This is a genomic window from Pedococcus bigeumensis, from assembly GCF_006438965.1.
GTDB classification, from domain to species: Bacteria; Actinomycetota; Actinomycetes; order Actinomycetales; family Dermatophilaceae; genus Pedococcus; species Pedococcus bigeumensis_A.
Window position 1 is genome coordinate 297,847 of record NZ_RCZM01000005.1, and the last position, 18,114, is coordinate 315,960.

Annotated in this window: 16 protein-coding genes and 1 pseudogene; 4 read left to right on the forward strand and 13 right to left on the reverse strand. The window is 70.3% G+C overall.

Features of this window, described 5'->3' with window-relative positions; all coding sequences use genetic code 11:
• Window positions 1-4: 4 nt before the first annotated feature.
• From EAH86_RS15550 to EAH86_RS15610, 13 genes and pseudogenes are all read right to left on the reverse strand, one after another.
• Window positions 5-874: a fumarylacetoacetate hydrolase family protein gene (locus tag EAH86_RS15550; RefSeq protein ID WP_140742357.1), complete on the reverse strand. Its 870-nt coding sequence runs from the start codon at window positions 872-874 to the stop codon at window positions 5-7.
• On the reverse strand, window positions 871-2,001 hold the full coding sequence (locus EAH86_RS15555) for a glycerate kinase (protein ID WP_140742359.1): 1,131 nt from the start codon (window positions 1,999-2,001) through the stop codon (window positions 871-873). Before EAH86_RS15555 ends, EAH86_RS15550 begins: the two co-directional genes overlap by 4 nt.
• A gap of 9 nt (window positions 2,002-2,010) precedes the next feature.
• Window positions 2,011-3,789: a glyoxylate carboligase gene (gene gcl / locus EAH86_RS15560; RefSeq protein ID WP_140742361.1), complete on the reverse strand. Its 1,779-nt coding sequence runs from the start codon at window positions 3,787-3,789 to the stop codon at window positions 2,011-2,013.
• 106 nt (window positions 3,790-3,895) lie between these two features.
• A pseudogene (locus EAH86_RS15565) lies at window positions 3,896-4,795 on the reverse strand (2-hydroxy-3-oxopropionate reductase); the annotation flags it as partial.
• Between the two features lie 33 nt (window positions 4,796-4,828).
• Window positions 4,829-5,638, reverse strand: coding sequence for a hydroxypyruvate isomerase family protein (locus EAH86_RS15570; RefSeq protein ID WP_206665861.1), 810 nt, complete (start codon window positions 5,636-5,638; stop codon window positions 4,829-4,831).
• A gap of 115 nt (window positions 5,639-5,753) precedes the next feature.
• Complete coding sequence (locus EAH86_RS15575) at window positions 5,754-7,151, reverse strand: 8-oxoguanine deaminase (RefSeq protein ID WP_206665862.1); 1,398 nt, start codon at window positions 7,149-7,151, stop codon at window positions 5,754-5,756.
• 2 nt (window positions 7,152-7,153) lie between these two features.
• Window positions 7,154-7,480, reverse strand: a complete 327-nt coding sequence (uraH, locus tag EAH86_RS15580; protein WP_140742367.1) for a hydroxyisourate hydrolase — start codon at window positions 7,478-7,480, stop codon at window positions 7,154-7,156.
• Window positions 7,480-7,974 (reverse strand): 2-oxo-4-hydroxy-4-carboxy-5-ureidoimidazoline decarboxylase, encoded by a 495-nt coding sequence (gene uraD / locus EAH86_RS15585; RefSeq protein ID WP_140742369.1) that lies wholly within the window; start codon window positions 7,972-7,974, stop codon window positions 7,480-7,482. Before uraD (EAH86_RS15585) ends, uraH begins: the two co-directional genes overlap by 1 nt.
• Window positions 7,974-9,902, reverse strand: coding sequence for a 2-oxo-4-hydroxy-4-carboxy-5-ureidoimidazoline decarboxylase (gene uraD, locus EAH86_RS15590; RefSeq protein ID WP_140742371.1), 1,929 nt, complete (start codon window positions 9,900-9,902; stop codon window positions 7,974-7,976). Before uraD (EAH86_RS15590) ends, uraD (EAH86_RS15585) begins: the two co-directional genes overlap by 1 nt.
• 187 nt (window positions 9,903-10,089) lie before the next feature.
• Entirely contained in the window at window positions 10,090-11,007 is a 918-nt protein-coding gene (gene pucL, locus EAH86_RS15595; protein ID WP_140742373.1) for a factor-independent urate hydroxylase, read from the reverse strand.
• A 305-nt stretch (window positions 11,008-11,312) separates the two neighbouring features.
• Window positions 11,313-11,834 carry a helix-turn-helix domain-containing protein gene (locus EAH86_RS15600; RefSeq protein WP_140742375.1) on the reverse strand — a complete coding sequence of 174 codons (522 nt, stop codon included), beginning with the start codon at window positions 11,832-11,834 and terminating at the stop codon, window positions 11,313-11,315.
• Between the two features lie 36 nt (window positions 11,835-11,870).
• The gene (locus tag EAH86_RS15605) at window positions 11,871-13,127 is read right to left on the reverse strand and encodes a DUF6986 family protein (protein ID WP_140742377.1); all 1,257 of its coding nucleotides are present in this window, start codon (window positions 13,125-13,127) and stop codon (window positions 11,871-11,873) included.
• A complete protein-coding gene (locus tag EAH86_RS15610) occupies window positions 13,124-14,569 on the reverse strand; it encodes an NAD-dependent malic enzyme (protein ID WP_140742379.1) in 1,446 nt (481 codons plus the stop codon). Before EAH86_RS15610 ends, EAH86_RS15605 begins: the two co-directional genes overlap by 4 nt.
• Before the next feature lie 118 nt (window positions 14,570-14,687).
• Here EAH86_RS15610 and EAH86_RS15615 point away from each other — a divergent pair, with 118 nt between their 5' ends.
• The 4 genes from EAH86_RS15615 to EAH86_RS15630 all read left to right on the forward strand — a co-directional run bounded on the left by EAH86_RS15615 (window position 14,688) and on the right by EAH86_RS15630 (window position 18,104).
• The gene (locus EAH86_RS15615; protein WP_140742381.1) at window positions 14,688-15,215 is read left to right on the forward strand and encodes an NADPH-dependent FMN reductase; all 528 of its coding nucleotides are present in this window, start codon (window positions 14,688-14,690) and stop codon (window positions 15,213-15,215) included.
• Between the two features lie 79 nt (window positions 15,216-15,294).
• Entirely contained in the window at window positions 15,295-16,635 is a 1,341-nt protein-coding gene (gene nhaA / locus EAH86_RS15620; protein ID WP_140742383.1) for a Na+/H+ antiporter NhaA, read from the forward strand.
• Between the two features lie 49 nt (window positions 16,636-16,684).
• Window positions 16,685-17,104, forward strand: a complete 420-nt coding sequence (locus tag EAH86_RS15625) for a phage holin family protein (RefSeq protein ID WP_140742385.1) — start codon at window positions 16,685-16,687, stop codon at window positions 17,102-17,104.
• A gap of 88 nt (window positions 17,105-17,192) precedes the next feature.
• Window positions 17,193-18,104, forward strand: coding sequence for an alpha/beta fold hydrolase (locus EAH86_RS15630; RefSeq protein ID WP_140742387.1), 912 nt, complete (start codon window positions 17,193-17,195; stop codon window positions 18,102-18,104).
• Window positions 18,105-18,114 lie beyond the last annotated feature (10 nt).

The following is an 18,114-nucleotide window of genomic DNA, read 5'->3' on the forward strand; positions in this document are numbered from 1 at the left end:
TGGCTCAGCTCGCCGCTGCCGGTGCAGCGGAACGCGCCGGGTCGACGACCAGGTTGCGGTGGCGGCCCAGCACTCCCCCGTCGAGCTCGACGACGTCGCCGTGACGAAGGTAGGGGCGTGGTTCGGGCTGGCCCATCGCCACGCCCGCAGGGGTGCCGGTGACGATGAGGTCACCGGGCTCGAGGGTCATGAGACCGCTGACGTAGCAGAGCAGCTCGGCGATGGTGAACAGCATGTCGCCGGTCGACCCGTCCTGCCGGGTGGCGCCGTTGACGGCCAGCCGCAGCCGGACGTCGGCGGGGTCGCCGAGCTCGTCGGGGGTGACCAGCCACGGTCCGACAGGGCAGAAGGTGTCGGCCGACTTGCCCTTGGTCCAGGTCCCACCGCGCTCGAGCTGCAGGGCGCGGTCGGAGACGTCGTGGGCGAGGACGTAGCCAGCGACGGCAGCCATCGCCCGGCCCGGGTCGCGCTCGTCGCGCAGCGTCGCGCCGAGGACCACCCCCAGCTCGACCTCGTAGTCGGTCGTGACCGACTGCGGCAGCGTCCTGATGTCGTCAGTGGGCCCGCTGACGGAGGTCGGCGCCTTGAGGAACACGACCGGCTCGGTGGGCAGCGGCACCCGCGCCTCGGCGGCGTGGTCGCGGTAGTTGAGCCCGATGCCGACCACCTTGCCGGGCCGCGTGAACGGGGCCCCGAAGCGGAGTTCCTCGGCTCCCGGAAGGCGTTGCAGGGCAGCGGTCTCGACCGTGGCCAGCCTTCCGAGGAAGGCACCGTCGATGTCTGGCGTCAGCCCGCACAGGTCAAGGAGGGTGCCGTCGGCACTGACGACGACCGGTCGCTCTGACCCAGGGGCGCCGACGCGGGCGATCCTCATCGGGCACCACCGAGGTGCTCGCGCGCGATGCGCGCACCGATGCGCTCGAGGAGTGGGCCAGGTGCGTCCAGGGCCTCCTGCCGGGTCGTCGCCTCGTCGACCAGGGCGTATGCCGCGTCGAGTCCGGCCGCGGTTAGCTCACCCTGCGAGAGGAGCACCTGACCGGCGACGGCGACAGCGGGTACACCCTTGTCGCGAGCGAGGGCCGCGACTGCGGCGGGCGCCTTGCCGTTCAGTGTCTGGGCGTCCAGGGAACCCTCGCCGGTCACGACGAGGTCAGCGGTGGACACGGCGTCGGCGAGCCCGGTCAGCTCGAAGACGAGCTCGGCGCCGGGGCGGGTCGACGCGCCGAGGACGGCGATGAGGGCGAAGCCCACTCCACCGGCGGCACCGGCACCGGGGGTGTTGCGCAGGTCCACTCCGGTGGACAGGGCGACGAGGTCCGCCCAGCGGGTCAGGGCGGTGTCCAGCACCTCGACGTCGCTGGGCCCGGCGCCCTTCTGCGGGCCGTAGACCGCGGCGGCCCCACGGGCCCCCGTCAGCGGGTTGTCGACGTCGCAGGCGACGACGAGCTCGGCGGTGGCCAGGCCTGGGTGCAGGCCAGTGAGGTCGAGACCGTGCACCTGTCGCAGTCCCGATCCTCCCGGGCCGACCTCCTGCCCATCCTGGGTCGTGACCCGGGCACCCAGCGCCTGGAGCAGGCCGACGCCGCCGTCGGTGCACGCGCTGCCGCCGATCCCCACGACGAGGCGTCGGACACCCGCGTCGAGGGCTGCGGCAATGAGCTCACCCGTGCCGCGACTGGTGGCCGTGAGTGGCTGCAACCGGCCGTCGGGCAGCTGGGCGAGTCCGGAGACTTCGGCCAGCTCGACCACGGCTTCGCTGCCACGCCGCCCCCAGCCCGAAGCCCACGGCATACCGGTGGGGCCTGTCGCGGTCAGCGGCACCCGGGCGAACCCGGCTGCCTCGGCAGCGGCGAGGGTGCCGTCGCCCCCGTCGGCGACGGGCACGACGACGGTCTCGATGTCGGGGAGCACCGACCGCATACCGGCCGCGAGATGACCCGCGACCTGCGCGGCGGTGAGCGTGCCCTTGAACTTGTCGGGGGCGAGCAGGACGCGGGTCATCGACGGCACCTAGTCCAGGTTGGCGAACAGCGCGGTCGGGGCATCCTGGCCGTCCTCGGCCAGCTCCTCGAACTCGGTGACGCCGGCGATCGACAGCCCCATGGAGACGTTGGTGACCCGCTCCAGGATGACCTCGACGACGACCGGGACGCGGTACTCCGCTGCCATGGCCTTGGCCTTCTCCAGGGCAGGAAGGATCTCCTCGGGGTCGAAGACGCGGATCGCCTTGCAGCCCAGCCCTTCGGCGACCTTGACGTGGTCGACACCGTAGCCGCCGACCTCGGGGCTGTTGATGTTGTCGAAGGACAGCTGGACGCAGTAGTCCATGTCGAAGCCACGCTGGCTCTGCCGGATCAGGCCGAGGTAGGCGTTGTTCACCAGGACGTGGATGTAGGGGATGTTGAACTGCGCGCCGACGGCGAGCTCCTCGACCATGAACTGGAAGTCGTAGTCGCCGGACAGCGCGACCACGGTCTCGCCGGGTGACGCGGTCGCGACACCCAGGGCAGCCGGGACGGTCCAGCCGAGCGGGCCCGCCTGGCCGGCGTTGATCCAGTGCCGGTCCTTGTAGACGTGCAGCAGCTGGGCCGCCTGGATCTGGGACAGGCCGATCGTCGAGACGTAGCGGACGTCCTTGCCGAACGCCTTGTTCATCTCCTGGTAGACCCGCTGCGGCTTGACCGGCATGACGTCGAAGTTGGTCTTGCGCCACATCGAGGCCTTGCGGTCGCGACAGGACTGCGCCCAGGTGGCACGGTCCTTGAGCGCGGCCTCGGCCTGACGGGCGCGGGCCACCTCGACGAACAGCTCGAGGGCGGCCTTGGCGTCCGAGACGATGCCGAAGTCGGGCGCGAAGACGCGGCCGATCTGGGTGGGCTCGATGTCCACGTGCACGAAGGTGCGGTCCTTGGTGTAGGTCTCGACGTCGCCGGTGTGGCGGTTGGCCCACCGGTTTCCGATGCCCAGGACGAAGTCGGACTCGAGCATCGTGGCGTTGCCGTAGCGGTGGCTGGTCTGGAGGCCGACCATGCCGGCGTTCAGCTCGTGGTCGTCAGGGATCGTGCCCCAGCCCATCAGCGTCGGGACGACCGGGACCCCGGTCAGCTCGGCGAACTCGACGAGCAGGTCCGCGGCGTCGGCGTTGATGATGCCGCCACCCGCGACGATGAGGGGTCGCTCGCTGGCGGCCAGCATGTCGAGGGCCTTCTCGACCTGCGGGCGCGTGGCGGTCGGCTTGTAGACCGAGAGCGGAGCGTAGGTCTCGACGTCGAACTCGATCTCGGTCATCTGGACGTCGATCGGCAGGTCGATGAGGACCGGCCCGGGGCGACCCGAACGCATCAGGTGGAAGGCCTGCTGGAACGTGCCCGGCACCTGGGCCGCCTCGAGGACCGTGACGGCCATCTTGGTGAGCGGCTTGGCGATCGAGGCGATGTCGACGGCCTGGAAGTCCTCCTTGTGCAGCTTGGCCACCGGCGCCTGGCCAGTGATGCACAGGATCGGGATCGAGTCGGCGCTGGCCGAGTAGAGCCCGGTGATCATGTCGGTGCCCGCGGGGCCGCTGGTCCCGACGCAGACGCCGATGTTGCCGGCCTTGGCGCGGGTGTAACCCTCAGCCATGTGCGAGGCGCCCTCGACGTGGCGGGCGAGCGTGTGGTGCAGCCCGCCGTTGGTCTTCATCGCCTTGTAGAACGGGTTGATCGCGGCCCCGGGTAGCCCGAAGACGTTGGTCACCCCCTCCTTCTTCAGGATCTCGACGGCCGCTTGGGCCGCTGTCATGCGTGCCATGGTGGTGCTCCTGGTCTTGAGTCTTGAGTCTTGAGTCTTCGGGATGCCGGGCGGCTGGGTGTGCCGGGCGGCTGGGTGTGCCGGGCGAACTGGGTCTGGGGTCGGCTCAGCCGGAGAGCCGGCCGGAGAGTCGCTCCACGCCGCGGAGCAGACCCGAGTGGTCGAGGCCGCCGTCGCCGTTGGCGCGGGCCGAGGCCATCAGCTGGGCGACGAGGCCGCCGAGCGGTACGACCACGCCCGCCTCGCGAGCCGCACTCGTGACGATGCCCATGTCCTTGTGGTGCAGGTCGATCCGGAACCCGGGCTCGAAGGACTTGGTGGTCATGTTGGTGCGCTTCTGGTCCAGCACCTTCGAGCCGGCCAGTCCGCCACCGAGGACGTCGAGGGCCGGGCCGAGGTCGACGCCGTAGGCCTCGAGGAAGACGACCGCCTCGGCGAGGGCCTGGATGTTGGCCGCCACGATGAGCTGGTTGGCCGCCTTGACGGTCTGGCCCGCTCCGTTGCCGCCCACGTGGACGACCGTCTTGCCGACGGCGTCGAGGATCGGCTTGGCCTCCGCGAAGTCCGCGTCGGCACCCCCGACCATGATCGACAGGGCTGCGTTCTTGGCACCGGCCTCACCGCCGGACACCGGGGCGTCCAGGAGGCGGAATCCCTTGTCCCCGGCTGCCTTCGCGAGCTGGACGGTCACGTCAGGACGGATGCTGGAGAAGTCGATGACCAGCGTCCCCTCCTTGGCGTTGGCGAAGACGCCGTCCTCGCCGAGCAGCACGTCCTGCACGTCAGGGCTGTCGGGGACCATGACCGCGACGACCTCGGCGTCACGGACTGCCTCGGCGATCGACGCGGCGGCCGAGCCGCCCGCGTCGACGAGCGGCTTGGTCTTGTCCGGGTGGAGGTTGTAGCCCACGACGTCGTGGCCGGCGTTCTGCAGGTGGACGGCCATGGGGCTGCCCATGATGCCGAGTCCGATGAAGGCGATGGTGCTCATTGCGTTCTCCTTGAAGGTCGTTCGCGTGTCGTGATGCGTCTGAGGCGCTCAGGCGGAGCGGCGCTCGCGCGGTAGCCAGCCGAAGCTTTCCGGGGTGGTCGCGGTGGTGGGCTTGTACTCCAGACCCACCCACCCGGCATACCCGCCGGCGGCGAGTGCGCCGAGGTGGCGCTGGAGGTCGAGGTCGCCCGAACCGGGCTCGCCACGGCCAGGTGCGTCCGCGATCTGCACGTGCGCGGTGCGGCCGACGGCGGTAGCGATCGCGGCGTCGAGGTCGTCGCCGTTGGCCGCGAGATGGTAGAGATCGAGCAGGAAGCCGACGTTCCTTGCACCGGTGGCACGGACGTCGTCGACCACGGCGAGGGAGTCTCCGGCGGTGCGCAGCGGATAGGGCTTGGGACCGCTCACCGACTCGACGAGGACGGTGGCGCCGATGCGCTCGGCAGCCTTGGCTGCCACCGCAATCGACTCACGGCCGAGCTCGTCCTGCTCCTGGGCGGAGGCACCGTCGACGCGGTTGCCGAAGAGGGCGTTGAAGGAACCCACGCCTAGCCGCTCCCCGATGCCGAGCGTGACGTCGACGTTGTCGCGGAACTGCTGGACCCGGTCGGGGATCGACAGGACGCCGCAGTCCGCGCCCGCGAGGTCGCCGGCGAAGAAGTTGAGCCCCACCAGCTTGACCCCGGCGTCCTCGACGGCCGACACGAAGGCGTCGACCTCACGGTCACCGGGCACCGGCTGGTCCGGCCAGGGCCACCAGAACTCCACGGCGTCGAACCCGGCGGCCTTGGCTGCGGCGGGTCGCTCCAGGAGCGGCAGCTCGGTGAACAGGATCGAGCAGTTCACCTCGTAGCGCAGTCCGTGGTCAGTCACGGTAATCTCCCTTCGACTTCCGTATTGTGGAATCTTTTTTCCGACAAGTAAGAATGTAGGGCTCCGGTCGGCGGGGCGTCAACCCCGCCGTGCGGCCGTCTCACCGGGTGGCTGAGATATATCCGGACGCGCCGTGATGGCGCGACAGCAACCGCTCACCCGCCGAGACCGCTTGTGCCGCAAGCGATCTCTCGTCGGCCGTCACGAGGCGGTCGCGCTCGACAACCGGGCGCCCTCCGACGAGGAGCAGCTCCAGCGGTGGCTGCGACCCGAGGACGAGCGCCGCCACCGGGTCGACGATGCCCGCGTGGCCCAGTCCGTCGAGCCGCCACAGGGCGAGGTCCGCCAGCTTGCCGGGCTCAAGGGAGCCGAGCTGGTCATCCCAGCCGAGCACGCGGGCTCCGCCGATCGTCGCGAGCTCGAGGGCGTCCCTCACGCTGAGGGCCTCGGGGCCTCCCCGGGCGCGAGCGAAGAGCAGCGCGTGGCGCGCCTCCTCGACCAGCGAGGAGGCCTCGTTCGAGGCCGCACCGTCGACCCCGAGGCCGACCGGCACCCCGGCGTCCCGCAGGTCACGCGTGCGCGCGATCCCTGCGCCCAGCCGGGCGTTCGACGACGGACAGTGGGCTACGCCCGTCCCGGTGGCAGCCAGCGCCTTGATCGCCACGTCGTCGAAGTGGATGCCGTGCGCGAACCAGACGTCCTCGCCGAGCCAGCCCAGCGACTCCATGTAGGCCAACGGGGTCTGGCCGAACCGCTGCGCGCAGTAGTGCTCCTCGTCGACCGTCTCGGCCAGGTGGGTGTGCAGGCGCACACCGCGGTCCCTCGCCAGTGCGGCCGACTCGCGCAGGAGGTCTGCGGTGACCGAAAAGGGAGAGCAGGGAGCGACGCCGATCCGCAGCATCGACTCGGGCGACGCATCGTGGTGCTCGTCGACCGCGGCTGCGGTGGCGGCCAGGATCGCGTCGATGTCCTCGACGACATGGTCCGGGGGCAGGCCACCCTGACTCTGGCCGAGGTCCATAGAGCCCCGGGTCACGAGGAAGCGCAACCCGATCCGCCGCGCCGCCTCGATCTCTGCACCGAGCACGTCGCCGCCGTGGGTGGGGAAGACGTAGTGGTGGTCCATCGACGTCGTGCACCCGGTGCGCGCCAGCCAGCCAAGCCCTGCGGCGGCTGCCGCTCCCACGACGTCCTCGTCGATACCGCCCCAGACGGGGTAGAGCTCGGTGAGCCAGCCGAACAGCGTGGCGTCGACCGCGAGCCCGCGAGTCGCCCACTGGTAGAGGTGGTGGTGGGTGTTGACCAGCCCCGGGGTGGCGAGGCAACCGGCGGCATCGACGACGACCGCGTCACTCCCGTCGTCGACGTACCGACCCGGCCCGACGGCGACGATCCGAGCTCCCTCGATGACGACGTGGCCCACCGCGTGCTCGGTCCGCGACGGGTCCATCGTCGCCACCGTGCAGCCGTCCAGGACCATCCGCTGGGCGGCGACCATGGTCACGACCCCCGGTAGGTCGAGTAGCCGAACGGGTTGAGCAGTACCGGCACGTGGTAGTGCTGGTCGGCGTCCGCGATCGTGAACACCACGACCACCTCGGGGTAGAACCCGTCCACCCCACGGCCAGCGAAGTAGGCGCCGGACGCGAACCGCAGCCGGTAGTCGCCGGACTCGAGGCGCTCGGGTCCGATGCTCCCGACCCGTCCGTCGCCGTCGGTGATCCCGTCACCGATCGCTTGCCCTGCAACGGTTTCCAGCACCACCGTGATCCCCGCAGCGGGACTGCCGAGGCTGGTGTCGAGGACGTGCGTGCTGAGGGTTCCCATCAGGAGACCACCTGTCTGAGTCGGAGCAGCGCGATCTCGCGCAACTGGGTCACGGTCTCGGCGCGCTCGGCGTCGTCGTCGTTGTCGAGGCGCCTGGTGAGCTCGGCCAGGATCTCGGGGGCGGAGCGTCCGGCCGCCCGGATGAGGAACACCCGGTCAAACCGCTCCTCGTATGCCGCGTTGCCCTCGGCGAGGGCCCGTGCCGCCTCGGCGTCGGCCGGGTCCACCCCGGCCTGCTCTCTGGCGCTGGCCGACGCGTTGTGGTTCGGGCCGCTGGCCCGCTCCCCGATCCGCGGGTGCCCCGCCAGCGCCGTCGCCAGCTCGTCCTCGGTGAGGTGAGCGGCGGCGGCACTGGCGGTGGCCTCGAGACCCGGCCACCCGGCATACGGGCGACCGTCGCGGACTGCGGCCACCCACCGGGGCACCGGCAGGCACGCAGCCAGCTGCTCGTCGAGGGACGGCTCCGGCAGGGCGTTGAAGTCCTCCAGGGTCATCAGCTCTCCACGAAGCGGGTGCGGGCGGAGTGGATCGGGTTGGCGTCGGCCACGAGGTCATCAAACCGGTAGCCCGCGATCTTGGCGATCTCCACGAGGGCCGAGGCGTGTTCCTGGGCCGGCGAGTTGTTGACCCGCTCCCAGCCGGTGCGCACCACCTGGTCGAAGGAGTCCCGGTCGCGCACGCAGGTGACGAGAGGGAAGCCGAACCGGTCGCGGTACTGCGCGGTGAGCTCGGCGAGCTCGGCATGCGCCTTCTCGTCCAGCCGGGTCAGGCCGAGGACCGACTGGTCGCGGAGCGAGTCCGGGCCCTCCTCCCCTTCGGCCACGCTGTCCGCGCCGAGGTCCGGGTAGGAGTCGATGAGCAGCCGCTGTTCGTCCTCGGTGGCGGAGAACAGCGCCTCCTGGAAGGCCCGACGCAGGTCGATGGTGTCGGTGAACGGCCGCGAGTCGAAGGCCCGCTCGACCACCCAGCGCGGCCCCTTGAACAGTGAGCCGAAGGTGTCGGCGAACTCGTCCCGAGTCATCTCGTTGACCTCGCTCAGCCGGACGAGGGCGCCCGGAGCACCGGCGACGGCCGGGCCGCGGCTGGAGCCGACGTGGTGGAAGACGAAGTTGAGCACGATGGCGGTGATCGAGCCGAGCGTGATGCCCGAGCCGAGGATGATCTGGGCCCAGTGCGGAACGGCCTTGGCCACGTCGGGCTGGGCGGTGACGTACATCGCCAGCCCGACCGACGTCGCGACGATGACGACGTTGCGGTGGTCGTGGAAGTCGACGCGGGACAGGGTCTGGAAGCCCACGACGGCGACGGTGGCGAACATCGCCAGGGCAGCGCCGCCGAGGACGGGGTGCGGGATGCCCGCGACGATGGCGCCGGCCTTGGGGATCAGGCCGATGATCACCATGATCAGGCCCGCGGTGGCGACGACGTAGCGGCTCTTGACCCGCGTCAGCCGCACCAAGCCGACGTTCTCGGCGAAGCAGGTGTAGGGGAAGGAGTTGAAGACGCCACCGATGGTGGTGGCCAGGCCGTCGGCGCGCAGGGCCCGCGCGATGTCCTCCTTGCCGATCCGCTTCTCGACGATCTCACCGGTGGCGAACACGTCACCGGTGGTCTCCACGGCGGTGATGAGCATGACGACGATCATCGAGATGATCGCGGCCACCGAGAACTTGGGCCAGCCGAAGTGGAACGGCGTCGTGACCCCGACCCAGCCCGAGCCACCCACGAGGTCGAAGTGCGCGTCACCGAGCGCCCAGGCGACGAGCGTGCCGACGACGAGGCCGATCAGGACGGCGACGGTGGCCATGAAGCCCTTGAAGATCCGCTGGATCGCGACGATCAGCGCGAGCGTGCCGAGGGCGTAGGCGAGGTTGCGCCCACTGGCCGGGTCGAGCGTCGGGCCGGCACCACCGGCGGCGTCTGCGGCCGCGACGGGCAGCAGGGCCAGGCCGATGATCGTGATCACCGAGCCGGTGACGACCGGCGGGAAGAACCGGATCAGCCGGCTGAAGTACGGCGCCATGAAGAAGGTGAACAGGCCCGCGACGATGACGGCCCCGTAGATCACGAGCAGGCCGTCGGTGCCGCCCCCCGCGGCCATGCCGATGGCGATCATCGGCGAGACGGCGGTGAAGGTCACCCCTTGCAGGAGAGGCAGTTTCACGCCCACCTTCCAGAAGCCGATGCTCTGGATGATCGAGGCGATGCCGCAGGTGAAGAGGTCGGCGTTGATGAGGTGGATGAGCTCTGGCGTGGAGAGCCCGATGGCGCTGGCCAGGAGGATCGGCACGATGACGGCGCCGGCGTAGAACGCCAGGACGTGCTGGAAGCCGTAGATCGCGAGCTTCGGGAGGGGCAGCACCTCGTCGACGGGGTGTCGCGAAGCGCGCTTGGACTGGGGTGTGGCGGTGGCTGTGCTCATGACAGGCCTTTCTGTCCAGAGACATGTCTGTCCGGAGGGAAGACGGAGGAAGTGAGAGGTATGCCGCGGAGTTGCCGGGCGAGTGCCGCCAGCTGGTGGGCGGGGCCGTGGAGCTGGCGGTCCAGGTCAGAGCTGGCCGGGGTCGGGTCAGGCTGAGTCGGGTCAGACCGAGTCAGGTCCGGTCAGGTCAGCAGAAGCCGGGCACGGTCAGCCAGGCATCGCCCGGGTCTGAGCCGTTCTCGCGCTGCACGCTGGCCTCGATGAGTCCGTACGGGCGGTCTGCCGCGACGAAGACCTCGCCGGGGTTGTCGAGCCCGAACGGGGAGAGGTCGACCAGGAAGTGGTGCTTGTTGGGCGCCGAGAACTTGATCTCAGCGACCTCGGGGTGTGCCTCGAGGACCGCTGAACCCATCGCGTAGAGGCTCTCCTGCAGGGCCCGGCTGTAGGTCGTCGCGAAGGTCTCAAGCATCACCTGGCGGATGTCGTCGAACGACTTGTTCCAGTCGGTGCCGTCCGTGGCGGCGCTCGCCTCATACCGCCAGCGCGCCACGAGCGACGTGGCCAGGATCCGGTCGTCGGTCTCCTTGAGAGTGGTGTACTCGTCCTTGAGGTAGCCCTTGAACTCCGAACCGGTGGACTTGAGCACCACGAGGCCCTTCACACCGGACACGACCCAGGCCTGCGGCGACTCCCCGCTGCGGTCCTGCGTGACGACGGTCGTGCGGACCTCGCCACCGCGCTTGACGAAGGCGTGGTCGTGACCGGTGCCGCCTACCTCGATGCGGTCCCACGCGTACTCCTCGACCTCGATCCGGCTGGCGCTCGCCGCCGGCGTGACGTCGAGGAAGCGGGCGCCCAGGGTCAGGGCATAGTCCTCGGGCGACGTGACGCCGTGCTCCTTGGCGAAGGCGAAGGAGGTGTTCTTCTGGGTGTCGGTGGGCAGGATCTTGGCCTGGTCACCGGTCACGTGCGCGTCGCGGAAGTCGCCGCGAAGGGCGGTCGAGACGTTGAGGTCGCGGATCTCGTGGCGGGCGGTGTCGCGGTAGACGCGGACGACGCGGTTCTCCGCCTTGCCGTACTGGTTGGGTCCGAGGACGAAGCTCATGGGTGCTCCTTGCGGGCTCCTGGAGGGGACCTCACCCGGGGAGAGGTCGGGTGGTGTGGGTGCGACGGTGGCGATCGGCCGGTGTGCCGCGGGGCGCAGGATAGGCGCGTCTTCCGCAATGCGGAATACTATTTACGAATGATGGAACGATAGAGCGAGCTCACCTATGGCGTCAACAGTCTGTTGAATAATTCTGACGAGACTGCGACGCCGAGATCCCACCTCTCGGCGTTTGGGGGCCTTTGGAAGGCCCAGAGGTGGGATCTCGGCGAAGGGCGTGTGCCGCCTGCGCCGGGTATGCCGAGTCAGCCGGCAGGCTCGGCCGCCTGGTCGCGGATCCTGTTGAGGTAGTTGTAGACGGTGAAGCGGGTCAGGCCCAGTGCCTCCGCCACCGTCTCGGCGCTGCGCCGCATCTCGAACGCCCCGCGCTCCTCGAGCAGCCGCACGGCATGCTGCTTCTCCGCCCGCGGCAGACCAGCGAGAGCGCCACCGAGCTCGCGCTCCACGTCGGCAATGAGCCGCGACAACCCGTCGGTGAGGTCAGTCGCGGTCGCCACGATGTCCGCCGAGGCAGGAAGGGCGGCCGCACCGACGTCGCCCAGCGTGAGGGTCACCCGGGTCGCTCCGTGGGCCAGGGCCTCCTTGAGCGCGCGGGCCACCGCGTCGACGACCACCTCGGCGTCGCCCACCACGGAGGTACCGAGCGGACCCAGGTCCGGTGACAGCCCGGCATACCGGAGGACGTCGGCGGCGGCGGTGACGTGCGCCGGCAGCTGGTCGTCTTCACCGTGGAACGGCTCGGTCGTGAACTCCACCCGCACCTGCATGTCGTCAACCTACCTGCGCAGGCTGGCGAACGTCCCTCAGCCCGGTGAGCGCTTGGCCAGGCGGTCGATCGCAGGCCGGTCCAGGCCGGTCAGGTGCTGTACCTCCTGCTCGTCCGTGGCACCGCAGTCGAGCGCGCGGACCACGAAGTCAGACAGGGCGCGGGCCGTGGCGGGTTCGTCCATGACGCCCGAATCCACTTGTCCCACATAGTTCTTCAGCCGCTGGCCAGCCGCGCCGAGGCCCTCGCGGTAGAAGGCGTAGGTGGCCAGGAACCGGCTGGGCAGCTGCGCGGCGTGCAGGTCCCAGCCCTGGTAGTAGCCGCGTTCGAGTGAGCGGCGGACCAGCCGACCGTGCAGCCGCCAGGCGGCCCGGATCTGGTCAGGGGTGCCCACGGGCAGGACGTTGGTCGAGCCGTCCGAGAGGTGCACCCCGGTGCCCGCGGCGGCGACCTGCATCACCGCCTTCGCGTGGTCGGCGGCCGGGTGCTCCATCGACTGGTAGGCCGCGGCGATACCGCACGATGCCGAGTAGTCGTAGGTGCCATAGTGCAGGGACGTGCACCGACCGGCGGACGCGTGCACCATCCGGGCGACCAGGGCCGTGCCGTCGGGGCCACAGATGGCTTGGGGCGTCTCGACCTGGATCTCGAACCGGATCGCGCCGGCGTCCAGACCCACACCGGCCTCGACCTGCTCGCACGCGAGCACCATCGCCTCGACCTGCTCGACCGACGTCACCTTGGGGAAGGTCACCACGAACCCGTCCGGCAGTCGACCGTCCCGGGTCACCGCGGCGACGAACCGCGCGAACGTACGTAGCCCGCGCTGCCGGGTCGGCGCCTCGAAGCTCTTGAACCGGATGCCCGAGAAGGCCGTGCCGCGACCGCTGTCGATCGCCCGCAGCAGGGACTCGGCGGCCGCGTCCACCGCGGCATCCTCCTCGTCGTCGCCGCGAGTGCCGTAGCCGTCCTCGAAGTCGATCCGCAGGTCCTCGATCGGCTCGCGCTCCAGCTTGTCGCGCAGCCGGCCGTCGAGGTCCACCGCGAGGTCGGGTCGCAGCCCGAAGGCATCGGCGAGGTCGGTGACGCCGCGACCGTGGTTGGCGAGGACGGCGAGCGCCTCGGCCCGCCATCGGGGGACGAGGTCGGAGTCGTAGCGGTCCGCCGGTACGTAGACGGTGTGCACCGGTTGCCGGATCGCGCGCTCGCCGGGGAACTGCCGCGCCAGCGCCGCATCGGCGTCGCGGAGCCGCTCGTCGAGGCTGGCGCTCAGGGCGTTCAGGTCCACAGTCATCGGGCGGGGGCCTCCGTCGTGGTGGTGTGGGTCTGCTGGGTGGTGGTGGGGGTATGCCGGGTGGTACCGGCCGCCTTGCGCACCGCGGCGGCAACCGCCGGGGCGACATCAGGGTCGAAGACGCTGGGCACGATGTAGCTAGCGTTGAGCTCGTCAGCGTGGACGCAGTCGGCGATGGCGGTCGCTGCGGCGATCATCATCTCGTCGGTGATGTCGCTGGCGCCTGCATCGAGCAGCCCTCGGAAGAAGCCGGGGAAGGCCAGCACGTTGTTGATCTGGTTGGCGTAGTCAGAGCGCCCCGTCGCGACGACCGCCGCGTGCCGGCTCGCGGCCACCGGGTCCACCTCGGGGTCGGGGTTGGCGAGTGCGAAGACCACAGCGCGGTCGGCCATAGAGGCGATGTCGTCGCCGTCGAGCAGGTTCGGCGCCGAGACGCCGACAAAGATGTCCGCACCCTTGAGCACCTCCTTCAGCGTCCCCTGCGCGCCAGAGGGGTTGGTGTTCTTGGCGATCCAGCCGCGGAACTCGTCGCTCGGGGTGACCGACGGGTCGAGGGCGCCGTGCCGGTCGCAGCCGATGATGTCGGTTGCGCCTTCGGCGGCCAGCAACCGGACGATCGCGTGTCCTGCTGCGCCCACTCCCGAGACGACGATGCGCACGTCCTCGAGCCTCTTGTCCACGACCCGCAACGCGTTGGTGAGGGCGGCGAGCACGACGATCGCGGTGCCGTGCTGGTCGTCGTGGAAGACGGGGATGTCGAGCTCGTCGCGCAGCCGCCGCTCGATCTCGAAGCAGCGCGGGGCCGAGATGTCCTCGAGGTTGACGCCGCCGTAGACCGGGGCGAGCGCCTTGACGATCATGATGATCTGCTCGACGTCCTGGGTGTCGAGGCAGACCGGCCAGGCGTCGACGCCGGCGAACTGCTTGAACAGCGCGGCCTTGCCCTCCATCACCGGCAGCGCCGCCGCCGGCCCGATGTTGCCGAGGCCGAGTACTGCCGAGCCGTCGGTGACGACGGCGACGGTGTTGCGCTTGATGGTCAGCCGGCGTGCGTCGTCGGGGTTCTCGGCGATCGCGAGACAGACCCGCGCGACGCCGGGGGTGTAGGCGCGGGACAGGTCGTCGCGGTGCTTGAGCGGGACCTTGGGCACCACCTCGAGCTTGCCGCCGAGGTGCAGGAGGAAGGTGCGGTCGCTGACCTTGCGGACCGTCACGCCGGGAACGGCGGCGATCTCGGCGGTGATCCGATCGGCATGATCGGAGTCCGAGGCGTTGCAGGTGACGTCGACGACGATGTGGTCGCTGCGGGACTCGACCACGTCGAGCGCGGTGAGGGCGCCGCCGGCTGAGGCGACCGCGGCCGCAAGGACGCCGGTCGTGTCGATGGCGGCGGGCGCCTCGGCGCGGACGGTGATGGAGTACCCGGGGCTCGGTGCCGACATGTCCGGCTTCCCTTCGCTACTATTTCGCATCATGGAAGTTTACTTCTGATTTGCGGAAGACTACCGAGCGGCGGGCAACCTGACAAGAGAACGCCCAATCCCTGAAAGACTGCGCCGCATGCCTCGCCTGTCCCTGATCATCGCCAGCACCCGACCCCAGCGGATCGGCCACCAGGTCGCACAGTGGGTGCTGGACGCCGTGCCGGCCGGCTTCACGGTCACCGTCCACGACCTGCGCGAGATCGCGCTGCCGTTCCTCGACGAGCCCGGCCAGCCCGCCGACGGCAACTACGCCCACGAGCACACCCGCCGCTGGTCGGCCGCCATCCAGGCCACCGACGCGCTGGTCCTGGTCATGCCCGAGTACAACCGCGGCTACAACGCCTCGCTCAAGAACGCCATCGACTACCTCTACGCCGAGTGGGAGGGCCTGCCGGTCGGCTGCGTCGGCTATGGCTGGCACGGTGCGAGCTATGCCAAGTCGGCGCTGCGCCAGACCCTCGAGCGGGTCAAGATGACGGTCGTGGACGGACCCGGGCTGGAGTTCGGGAAGACCCTGACCCAGGAGGGCGAGGTCAGCGCGAGCGCGACCGACGACGCCGCCCTCGCCACGATGTTCGCCGAGCTGCTGGCCAAGGCTCGATAGACTTCGTCCCGGTGAGCCGGGAAGTCTGGTCGGCGGCGTCTGTGGACGTCTTGAGACGACGTCGACCCCGAAGGGCCCCATGAGCCTGAACCCGCTACGGCCCCGCCTCTTCGCCCGCACCACCTGGCAGGAGGCGCAGTACGTCGCCGGCGCCCTGCGCACCGAGACGGTCGGTGGCGCCCTGCTGCTCGCGGCGGCCGTGGCGGCGCTGGTGTGGGCGAACTCCCCCTGGTTCGACGCCTACTCCTCGCTTCGGGACTGGCAGGTGGGGCCGCACGCGCTGCACCTCGACCTCACGCTCGGGCAGTGGGCGGCAGACGGACTCCTCGCACTCTTCTTCTTCGTGGCCGGCCTGGAGCTGAAGCGCGAGTTCCTCGTCGGGGAGCTCCGGACGCCCGCCAAGGCGGCCCTCCCGGTCGCCGCGGCACTGTGCGGGGTCGCCCTCCCCGCCCTCGGGTATGCCGTGACCGTCACCCTTCTCGGCGCGGACGGTGATGCGCTGCGGGGCTGGGCGATCCCGACGGCGACCGACATCGCGTTCGCCCTCGCGGTGCTCGCCGTCATCGGGACCCACCTGCCCTCGGCGCTGCGCAGCTTCCTGCTGACCCTGGCTGTCGTCGACGACCTCGTGGCGATCACGATCATCGCGATCTTCTACACCAAAAGCCTCGACCTCGCCCTGCTCGGGCTGGCGCTGCTCCCCCTCGCCGTCTTCGCCTGGCTGGTGCAGCGACGCATCGCCCGGTGGTGGCTCCTCCTGCCACTGGCCGCCCTGACCTGGGGACTGGTCCATGCCTCGGGGATCCACGCCACCGTCGCCGGCGTGCTGCTCGGGCTGGTGGTGCCGGTCAAGCCGCGCGCACGGGTGCCTCGCGTGAGCACCCTCGATGCGGATGTCGATGTGGCGCAACGCTTCGAGCACCGGCTGCGCCCCCTGTCGGCTGGGCTCGCCGTCCCGGTGTTCGCGTTCTTCGCGGCCGGGGTGCGCGTCGTGGGAGGTGGCTTCGGCGACAGCATCACCGACGCAGCCGCCCTCGCGGTGATGCTCGGTCTCGTCCTCGGGAAGCTGGTGGGCGTGTTCGGTGGCACCTGGGTCTTCGCCCGGTTCACCAGGGCCGAGCTGGATGACGACCTCGCCTGGTGGGACGTCGTGGGACTGTCCCTGCTTGCCGGGATCGGGTTCACCGTCTCGCTGCTCGTCGGCGAGCTGGCGTTCGGAGCAGGCAGTCCGCGCGATGAGCACGTCAAGCTCGCGGTGCTGCTCGGCTCCCTCGCCGCGGCCGCCCTGGCGACGGTCGTGCTGCGGACCCGAAACCGCGTCTACCGTCGGCTCGCCGAGCTCGAGACCCGCGACGATGACGGCAACGGGATCCCGGACTGCTTCGAGGTCTCGGATGTGGGGCCAGAGGGACGCCATTAGGGTTGGGGGGCCGGCACACCGGACATTCAGGAAGCAAAGGTGAACGCGCATGGCCACCCAGCACGCGAACGACCAGACGAGCAGCCAGCCGAGCCCCGAGCGAACCATCGGCCAGCTCGTCGCGGACGCCACCCATGACGTCTCGACGATCGTCCGCAGCGAGATCGCGCTGGCCAAGGCCGAGATCGCCGCCGACGCCAAGAAGGCCGGTGCCGGTGCGGGGATGTTCGCCGCCGCAGCCTTCGTCGCCCTCCTCGGCCTGATCTTCCTGTTCCACACGATCGTCGCGGTGCTCGACATCTGGCTGCCCGAGTGGGCCGGCTACCTCATCACGACCGGTCTGCTGTTCCTCGTCGCCGCGATCCTGGCGCTCCTCGGTCGCAACAGCATGAAGGGCATGAAGGGCAAACCAGAGCGCACCATCAAGAACGCCCAGGAGACCCTGAGCGCGCTCAAGTCCGACTCCTGACCCTCACCGGTCCCGGCCGACCCGCCACCCAGCGCTCCCCCAGATACCCGGCGCTCCCCCGACACCCAGCCGAACGGCATACCAAGCCATGAGTCTCGACGCTTCGATGGCCCTCATCGAGGGCCCGTGGGAGCACCGGTTCGTGGCTGCGAACGGTGCTCGCTTCCACGTGGCCGAGCAGGGTGAGGGGCCGGTTGTCCTGCTGCTGCACGGGTTCCCGCAGTTCTGGTGGGCCTGGCGGCACCAGATGCAGGCGCTCGCCGACGCCGGCTACCGCGCCTGTGCGATGGACCTGCGCGGCTACGGCGCCTCCGACAAACCGCCGCGCGGCTACGACACCCGCACCTCGGCCACCGACGTCGCCTCGGTGCTGCGCTCGCTCGGGGCCTCGCGCGCGGTCGTCGTCGGCCACGGCTGGGGCGGCTGGATCGCGTGGAGCATGCCAACCCTCCAGCCCACCGTGACCCGCGCCATCGGGTCCCTGTCGATGCCGCACCCGCTGGTCTTCCGCAAGGCCTCGTTCGCCAACCCCCGGCAGCTGAAGGCCAACGCCTACCTCGGCGGGCTGCAACGGCCGTTCGTGCCGGAGCGGCAGATGACGATGCACGGCGGCTACGTCCAGCGGCTGCTACGCGAGTGGGCGTCGCCGGAGGGGATCTGGCCGTCGCCCGAGGAGGCCCGGATCTACTCGGACGCGATGGCGCTGCCGTTCGTGGCGCACTCCGCGGCGGAGTACTACCGCTGGGTGGTGCGCAGCCAGATCCGCCCCGACGGGTGGCGGTTCGCCGCGCGGATGCGGACCACCATCACGCTCCCAGTGCTCCAGCTGCACGGCGGTCATGACCGGGCGGTGCTGCCCGACACGTCCAGCGACTCGGCGGACTACGTCACCGGTCCGTTCGAGCGACACCTCGTGCCACGCGCCGGTCACTTCCTGCCCGAAGAGGCACCCGACGTCGTGAACACCCACCTGCTCGGCTGGCTCGACACCCTCCCCTGACCACGCTCCT